At 41.5% G+C, this 8,533-nt stretch carries 5 protein-coding genes and 1 riboswitch; of the genes, 4 read left to right on the forward strand and 1 reads right to left on the reverse strand.

Annotated elements, in window-relative coordinates; all coding sequences use genetic code 11:
• Nucleotide 1: 1 nt before the first annotated feature.
• On the reverse strand, nucleotides 2-964 hold the full coding sequence (locus B9Y69_RS17090; protein ID WP_085474191.1) for an alpha/beta hydrolase: 963 nt from the start codon (nucleotides 962-964) through the stop codon (nucleotides 2-4).
• Between the two features lie 91 nt (nucleotides 965-1,055).
• Nucleotides 1,056-1,155: riboswitch (SAM riboswitch) on the forward strand.
• A gap of 71 nt (nucleotides 1,156-1,226) precedes the next feature.
• On the opposite strand from B9Y69_RS17090, the gene metE reads away from it, so the two are divergent.
• The 4 genes from metE (at nucleotide 1,227) to B9Y69_RS17110 (ending at nucleotide 7,685) form a co-directional block, all read left to right on the forward strand.
• Entirely contained in the window at nucleotides 1,227-3,539 is a 2,313-nt protein-coding gene (gene metE, locus B9Y69_RS17095) for a 5-methyltetrahydropteroyltriglutamate--homocysteine S-methyltransferase (protein ID WP_085474192.1), read from the forward strand.
• Nucleotides 3,540-3,687: 148 nt separating this feature from the next.
• Complete coding sequence (locus B9Y69_RS17100) at nucleotides 3,688-4,335, forward strand: FadR/GntR family transcriptional regulator (RefSeq protein WP_085474193.1); 648 nt, start codon at nucleotides 3,688-3,690, stop codon at nucleotides 4,333-4,335.
• Nucleotides 4,336-4,347: 12 nt separating this feature from the next.
• The gene (locus B9Y69_RS17105) at nucleotides 4,348-5,571 is read left to right on the forward strand and encodes an MFS transporter (RefSeq protein WP_085474194.1); all 1,224 of its coding nucleotides are present in this window, start codon (nucleotides 4,348-4,350) and stop codon (nucleotides 5,569-5,571) included.
• Between the two features lie 194 nt (nucleotides 5,572-5,765).
• Nucleotides 5,766-7,685, forward strand: coding sequence for a polysaccharide biosynthesis protein (locus tag B9Y69_RS17110; protein WP_085474195.1), 1,920 nt, complete (start codon nucleotides 5,766-5,768; stop codon nucleotides 7,683-7,685).
• Nucleotides 7,686-8,533: the final 848 nt, after the last annotated feature.

Consider the following 8,533-nt stretch of genomic DNA (forward strand, 5'->3'; position numbering starts at 1 on the left):
GTTAAAGCTCTTTCTTTCTCAGCCAAGCAAAAAGTGCTAGGTATACCTGCGTTCTAACTTCTTCTTTGGATAAAACTAAATCATGGATGCCATTTTCAATGGGAAGAATGGTGATATCACCCTTGAGCTTATTTGCATACCGTGCAATATCTCTGACATTAAGGACCAAATCACTACTTTGTGAGTGCTTGTCCCACTTTTTTGAAAAACTACTTTGTGCTCCATGCATAATGAGGGTGGGCACGGTCAAATGAACGCCCTGTTGAATGTATCGTTGTGCCTGATGCACCGCTCGGATGAAACTCGCGTCCGAATAGGTATAATCAAGAGGTTTCCAAGTTAGGTCGAAGTTCCATTCCCCTTTATGCTCTTGATGTAGGCTTTTTGCATACTGAGCGTTCATGCCATTTGGTATGGGTAAATTAGGAAACAGCGTAGCCAATGCACTGACCAGGGGAATACCGATCGTTTTTGTCAAAGACCCCACATTGAAATCATAGAAAGGACTGTTGCACCACAATCCTTTCACCAACGGATGATTGGGATGGCGTGCAGCAAAGTAGGTCAAGACTAGGCCGCCGGTAGAATGCCCACATAATATCACACTGTCATGCCCCTCTTGCTTCATGATAGCTAGAGATCTGTTAATCTCCTCATCGTACTCTTTGAGATTACGTACGCGGTAATATCCCTGATGTGACAGATGTGCACGGCCATATTTGCGGAGATCTAACGCATAGAAATGGTAACCATGCATATTGAATTGATCTGCCATCTCTGTTTGAAAAAAATAATCGATATAGCCATGAACATAAAGTACAGCTTTCTTGCTTTCTAGGGGTGCTTTCTTGCGTACGAGTACGGCATGAACACTTCCTTCGTAATCATCCGGTAAGTCAAGACGGGCTTGCTCATACGGGTATCCTAAGATGTCTTCCTGAAAAGCGTATGTCTCTGTCTCCATATTTTTGTTATTTATGTATTAAATTTACATATGTTTTTTTAAAATCTTTAGGATTTCTTTGCATTCTCAATACTTATTCATACCTTAGCCACGCTTATAGAGAAAGGCAGAGGGACTAGACCCGATGAAGCCTTAGCAACCTGTCGCTGTACAAGGTGCTACATTCTACTCCTTCGGGGGAAAGATAAGCCGAAGTCACCGTTCCTGTGTGGCCTTCTCTCCAAGCAATAGTTTTAGAAAGAAAAATTAACAAACAGAATTTATGTTATTAACAAACAATTTAGGTTACCCACGTGTGGGGGCTTTCCGCGAATTGAAAAAGGCCAATGAAGCTTATTGGGCGAAAAAGATCAGCGCGGAAGAATTATTGCAAGCTGGACTTAAAATCCGTGAAGGCAACTGGAAGACACAAAAGGATGCTGGGATCGATCTAATTCCTTCGAATGACTTCTCGTTTTACGATCAAGTATTAGACTTGTCTCTTACTGTAGGAGCAATTCCTGCTCGTTACAGCTCTTTGTTGAACAAAATTGATCGTCAGTATAATTTAGATTTATACTTTGCGATGGCACGTGGTTTCCAAGAAGGTGGGGTAGATGTGACGGCGATGGAAATGACGAAATGGTTCGATACTAACTACCACTATATCGTTCCTGAGTTTACGAAAAACCAAGAATTTAAACTGACTTCAGAGAAATTCTTAAATGAATATAATGAGGCTAAAGCGGCTGGTATTGAAACGAAACCAGTTATTATTGGCCCAATCACTTACCTTTTGTTAGGTAAAGAAAAAGAAACAGGATTTAACCGTATCGACCTTATCGATGGTTTATTGCCTGTTTATGAAGAAATCTTAACTAAATTGGCGGATGCAGGTGCACAATATGTGCAGATTGATGAGCCTTATTTGGCATTGGATATTGATGCAGATACAAAAGCGCTTTATGCACGTGTTTTCGATAAACTTGCAGCAGCTGCTAAAGGCATCAAATTAATCGTTGCAACTTATTTCGAAGCTCTTCGTGACAACGAGGAAGTAGCGGTGAACTTACCGGTTCATGCGTTACACCTTGACTTGGTTCGTGGAGAAAATCAATTAGATACAGTTCTTGCTAAAGTACCTGCTTCTTTGACACTTTCATTGGGTGTAGTAGAAGGTCGTAACATTTGGAAGAACGATTACGAGAAATCGTTAACACAAATCAAAAAAGCAGTTGATGCTTTGGGCGCCGATCGTGTTTGGGTTGCACCTTCATCTTCTTTATTACATGTTCCTTTTGATTTGGATAATGAAGATAATGAAGAGTCATTGCCTGCTGAAGTTAAGAACTGGTTAGCATTTGCAAAACAGAAATTAGCAGAGGTAAAAGACTTAGCAGTATTGGCTGATGGTGAGGTTGATGCAAAAACAGCAGAACGCTTTGAAGCGAATAAAGCAGCAGCGGAAAGCCGTCGTACTTCTCCTTTAATCCACAAGCCAGCGGTTAAAGAGCGTACAGCAAATATTACAGATGATGATGCAACACGTACTTCTGTGTTTGCAGATCGTAAAGCAGCGCAACAAGCTAAATTTAACTTGCCAGCTTTTGCGACAACAACAATCGGTTCTTTCCCACAGACGAAAGATGTTCGTAAATGGAGAGCTGATTTGAAAAAAGGTGCAATTACACAAGCTGAATACGATAAAGAAATTGCAGAGGAAACAGAAAGAACTATCCGTTTACAAGAAGAATTAGATATCGATGTATTGGTACACGGTGAGTTCGAGCGTAACGACATGGTGGAGTACTTCGGTGAGCAACTTGCTGGATATGCGTTCACGAAAAACGGATGGGTGCAATCATATGGTTCACGTTGTGTGAAACCACCGGTAATTTATGGTGATGTTTATCGTCCAGAAGATATGACTGTTCGTTGGTCTGCTTATGCACAATCATTGACAAACCGTCCAGTGAAAGGAATGTTGACAGGTCCGGTTACGATCTTGCAATGGTCTTTCGTGCGTAATGATCAACCACGTTCAACAACAACATACCAAATTGCACTTGCCATTTTGGATGAAGTACAGGCATTAGAAAAAGCAGGTATTAAAATCATACAAATTGACGAGCCGGCAATTCGTGAAGGGCTTCCTTTGCGTAAAGCAGATCAGAAAGATTATTTGAATTGGGCGGTGCGTGCTTTCCGTGTTTCTTCATCAAATGTGGATGATGATACACAGATTCACACCCACATGTGTTACTCCGAGTTCAATGATATTATTGAAGATATTGCGGCAATGGATGCTGATGTAATCACGATCGAAACTTCTCGTTCGCAGATGGAATTATTGGATGCGTTTGCTGCAGACTTTAAATATCCAAATGATATCGGACCTGGTGTTTACGATATTCACTCACCACGTGTACCGAGTACAGAGGAGATGGTGGAATTGTTGCGTAAAGCTAAAGCTGTTGTTCCTGCAGAGCAATTATGGGTAAATCCTGACTGTGGATTGAAAACACGTGCATGGCCAGAAACTAAAGCGGCGTTAGAGTCGATGGTTGAAGCCGCTAAAATTTTACGTGCTGAATAATTAGTAATACTTTAAAATAATAACACGTTATTGTGTTAGAGCTGGCTCCGGTGTAACTGGAGCCAGCTTTTTTTTAAACTTTTTTTTGGGATTTAGATAATAAGTTCTACATTCGTCTGCTCATCCTATCATCTGATGAATTTTGACTATGATAAAAAAGAAATCGTTGGCGCAAGAAGTAGCCGATATAATGCGGGAAAAGATTAAAGGAGGGGAGTTTCCTTTGGATGCACAATTGCCTACCGAGCCTGCTTTGATGGAGTTGTTTCAAGTGGGACGATCTTCTATCCGGGAAGCAATCAAGATACTTGTGAATTCCGGATTTCTTTTGGTGCACCAAGGGGTAGGGACATTTGTTGTTAATATCCATGGTAATGAACCGTTAGATTCCAAGTTTGAGAAAGCACAATTATCGGAGATTCTTGAAGTACGACAGTTATTGGAGATTCGAATCGTAGAGAAAGCGGCGGAAAACCGAACAGAAAAAGATCTTAAGATTATGCGAAGTAAATTGGCTGAACGTAAGCTTTACGCTGATTTAGGCGATATGGATCGATGTATTCATAAAGATATTGAGTTTCATCAGGCAATTGCTGAAGCTTCAGGTAATAGTATTCTAGCTGAATTGTATCGTGAATCTTCTGCGTATGTGCTGAAATCTTTTCTTAAGCAGTATAAAAACACGAAGCCGTTCGTGGACTCCCAAGATATTCATGCGTTGTTATTGCGGAACATTGAAAAGCAAGATGTGAAAGCGACGGGTAAAACATTGAAGAAAATTATTGGTATTATTTAAGTTATATAGTTTATGAAAATCACGGCACCGTCCTCCGGTCATCCTCTGGCGAGGAACACGGTTTATGGGATTTTGTTTGCGATAAGTATCGGTCACATGTTGAACGACTTGATGCAGTCTGTCATCCCTTCTGTCTATCCCATGCTTAAGGAGAGTTTTAATTTGTCCTTTACGCAAATCGGACTGATTACTTTAACCTTTCAATTGTCAGCCTCGCTATTACAACCGTTCGTAGGTCTTTATACGGATAAGCATCCTACACCAAGGTCATTGGCTGTAGGTATGAGTTTTACACTAATAGGTTTGGTGTTTTTATCGTATGCTAGCAGCTTTTATATGATTTTGGCTGCTGTTGCTCTGGTTGGAACAGGTTCTTCTATTTTTCACCCCGAAGCATCACGTGTAGCGCAGTTGGCCTCTGGAGGAAAGAAAGGACTGGCGCAATCAATTTTTCAAGTCGGTGGAAATGCAGGAAGTGCTATCGGCCCTTTAATGGCTGCTATTATTGTGATTCCAAACGGACAGGCGCATATTCGCTGGTTTGTCGCTTTTGCTATTGCCGGTATTATGTTACTTTCTTTTGTAGGTAGATGGTATAAAGAACAGATCCTATACAAAGTGAAGAATAATGCTGCGGTTTCAGCGGAAGTAGAAAAAGGAAATGGTTTAAGTAGAGGTAAAATTATTTCTTCGATTGTTATCCTGTTGGTGCTTATTTTTTCGAAGTACTTCTATATGGCCTCCATGACGAGTTATTTTACCTTTTATTTGATCGATAAGTTTGGTCTTTCTGTACAGCAATCTCAGGTTTATCTTTTTGCTTTTTTGGCTGCAGTAGCGATAGGTACAATTCTCGGCGGGCCCTTGGGTGATAAATACGGACGAAAAATGATTATATGGGTGTCTATTCTGGGAGCAGCACCGTTTACATTGTTACTTCCACATGTAGGCTTGTTTGCCACGGTGGTGCTTGCGGTGGTTATCGGAGTTATTATTTCGTCTGCTTTTTCTGCAATTCTTGTGTATGCGACAGACCTTGTTCCCGGCAAAGTGGGACTTATTGCAGGCCTGTTTTTTGGTTTTGCCTTTGGTATGGGCGGCGTGGGGTCCGCAGTATTGGGTTGGCTCGCGGATCATACGAGTATCGCGTATGTGTTTAGTGTGTGTGCATATCTACCATTGATTGGGATTGTCACGGGCTTCTTACCTGATGTGAGATCTCGAAAGAAATCTTAGCAATAGCGAATATTAGGTTAACCAGTAGCCGTTTTCTTGTTGTAAATCTTTTTTAGAGGAGATATCATGCAGGAGAACGGCTACATTTTTTAGTTGTTACGGTTTCCCGTAACGGGTCTTCGGGAAAACTTTTGTTATTTTGCAAAAACTGGTCGAGTTTTTGACATACTCTGCTTGTGATCGCATAAGGAACCATGAATTTTTATTTAATTAGAAGACGATTGAGGAGAGACAATCCGAGATGGGTTGTACTATTGATTGATGTTTTTATCGTCTTCAGTTGTTATTTGTTATCTACCTACGTCATCAATAGCTTTCGAGGCCGAGTGGACGATGCTTTAATGATAAAGCAGGCATTCCTCGTGACCGCTATTTATGCCCTTTCTTTTTTTGTTTTTAAGACATATCGTGGAATCATTCGACAAGCAGATATTAAGGATGCGCAAGGTATTATGTCGGCAACGATAGGAGCGGTCGTTGTTTTAATGTTAACTTCTTTTTGTTTACGTCGATCCGACTATCTGCCGTTATATCCTATATTTAATCTATCTTATTCGGTTGTCTTTATACACGGGGTGATGACCATCGTTTCTATGGTGGCCGCTCGAATGGTGTACCGTTCTATCTATGAACAGTTGTTTCAGCAAGGTAAAAATGTGGCGCCAGTGGTATTGATCGGGGCAGGGAATATGGGGACTATTACCTTGAATTTATTAAAAGCGGATAGTAAAAATAAATATAAAACAGTTTTGCTGGCGGATGATAATCCAAATCGTATCGGGAAGCGGGTAAATGGTTTCAATGTGGTTGATTTTCGGATACTGAACAGTCAGATGATGGAGTCGATGGGAATTGATAGTGTTATTATTGCTTTAGATGACAACAATAAAGAACGACTGAAAGGTATATCTGAACATATTGAGCAGTTGCCGGTAAAGCTTAAAATAATGCCCAATTCGGCGAAGTTGTTAAGTGGAGAGGTGGCGACGCGGCAGTTGCGTACCTTGAACATCGGTGATCTTTTAGGTAGAGAAGCTATCAAGTTAGATAACCCAGCAGTACAGGAGTCCCTAGCTGGTAAGGTGATCTTGATTACGGGAGCAGCAGGGTCGATAGGTTCTGAATTGGCCCGTCAGATTGCCTTCGTGAAGTTCGGTAAGTTAATTCTATTGGATCAGGCAGAGTCGGCGTTGTATGATTTACAGCAGGAGATTCGGCAGGTGGTATCACATAGTGTACGCTATGTTGTGGGCAATGTGCGCGATGTTGGTTTTATGGAAAATATCTTTGCGCACTATCGTCCCCATGTGGTGTTTCACGCTGCGGCCTATAAGCATGTCCCGTTGATGGAGCAAAATCCATATGAATCTATTCACACGAATGTATATGGTTCGAAGGTGGTTGCAGACCTATCCGCAAAATATAGTGCGGAGAAGTTTGTGATGGTTTCGACAGATAAGGCCGTAAATCCAACCAATGTGATGGGGGCAACGAAGCGTATTGCCGAGATCTATGTTTCGGCACTCAATAAACAGGTGAAGACGAACTACATTGTAACGCGATTTGGAAATGTATTAGGGTCAAATGGATCGGTTATACCGCTCTTCGAAAAGCAACTTAAAAAGGGTGGACCATTAACAGTAACCCATCCCGATATTACACGATATTTTATGACGATTCCTGAGGCTTGTCAATTAGTACAGGATGCTGCGGTGATGGGAAGTGGCGGAGAGATCTATGTGTTTGATATGGGCGAACCAGTGAAAATTATGGATCTTGCGAAAAGGATGATTCGTTTAAAAGGATACCGATACCCTGAAGATGTGTCTATTATGATTACCGGATTGCGACCAGGAGAAAAGACATATGAGGAATTGTTAGCAAATGATGAGAACACAGTAAAAACGCATCATGAAAAAATCATGATTGCTAAAGTGAATACTTTTGATGATGATCAACGTAAAGAAAAGATAGAAATGTTGTGTCTTTTAATCAAGGATTGTCAAAAACGTCAAGAGCCGATGACTTTAGTTTCTATGATGAAGGATATTGTACCGGAGTTTGTGTCAAAAAATTCTATTTTCGAGGAGCTCGATCCTCAAAAGGCAGTTTAGGTGTTGATAGATTGTAGTTGGTAGTTTGTAGAGGGTAGATTATAGTTGGTAGTTGATAGGGATTGGTCGTTTTTAGATTGTAGGGTGAGTTTTCGAATTCGCTGGCGCGAGCTTTTAGCTCGTGTCCAATCAAAAAGCCGAGCTACAAGTGCCTGCGGTAGGCAGGCTCGAACGAGCGAGGTGTGTCATTGCCATCAGGCAGTCTGCGATAAGCAGGTTTGTAACGCGCACATAACAAGTGGTCGTCATCCCGACGCTAGGAGGGAACCACGGACTATATCATTAAGAACGATCCAGATCTATTAATCAGACATAAAGATTAGACTTGCTGTGAATAAGATTGCCAATTCGCTGGCGCGAGCTTGTAGCTCGTGTCCCAATCAAAAAGCCGAGCTATAAATGCCTGCGGTAGGCAGGTTCGAACTAGCGAGGCGTGTCATTGACATGAGGCAGTCTGCGATAAGCAGGTTTGTAACGCGCGCATAACAAGTGGTCGTCATCCCGACGTTAGGAGGAATCCACGGACTATATCAATAAGAACTATCTAGATGCATTTAATTATACCTAAAGACTAGACTTGTTGCTGATAAGATTGCCACAGCTTCGTACCTCAGGTTCGCAAAGACGCCAAGGAGTGCCGCGTCGCCCCTGCGCGGAGGCACGACGCGACAACCATTATTACGGTCCTTTTAATGTTTCTCTAACCTTTTGTCCTTATTCTTTTCTGAATTCTCTCTTCCTTTAAAACTATTATCCATGAACGTCCCTCCATGTCCCCATGGCCCTTTCTACAAAACATAATCTATAAACAACGAGCTCTTAGCAATCCAAACATGAACTACTTTCTA

This window comes from Sphingobacterium psychroaquaticum, assembly GCF_900177625.1.
Taxonomy (GTDB): Bacteria; Bacteroidota; Bacteroidia; order Sphingobacteriales; family Sphingobacteriaceae; genus Sphingobacterium; species Sphingobacterium psychroaquaticum.

Excerpts from the sequence above, each read along its gene's own strand:
- B9Y69_RS17090 (WP_085474191.1), bottom strand. The coding sequence starts at position 964 with ATGGAGACAGAGACATACGCTTTTCAGGAAGACATCTTAGGATACCCG.
- metE (WP_085474192.1), top strand. The coding sequence starts at position 1,227 with ATGTTATTAACAAACAATTTAGGTTACCCACGTGTGGGGGCTTTCCGC.
- B9Y69_RS17100 (WP_085474193.1), top strand. The coding sequence starts at position 3,688 with ATGATAAAAAAGAAATCGTTGGCGCAAGAAGTAGCCGATATAATGCGG.
- B9Y69_RS17105 (WP_085474194.1), top strand. The coding sequence starts at position 4,348 with ATGAAAATCACGGCACCGTCCTCCGGTCATCCTCTGGCGAGGAACACG.
- B9Y69_RS17110 (WP_085474195.1), top strand. The coding sequence starts at position 5,766 with ATGAATTTTTATTTAATTAGAAGACGATTGAGGAGAGACAATCCGAGA.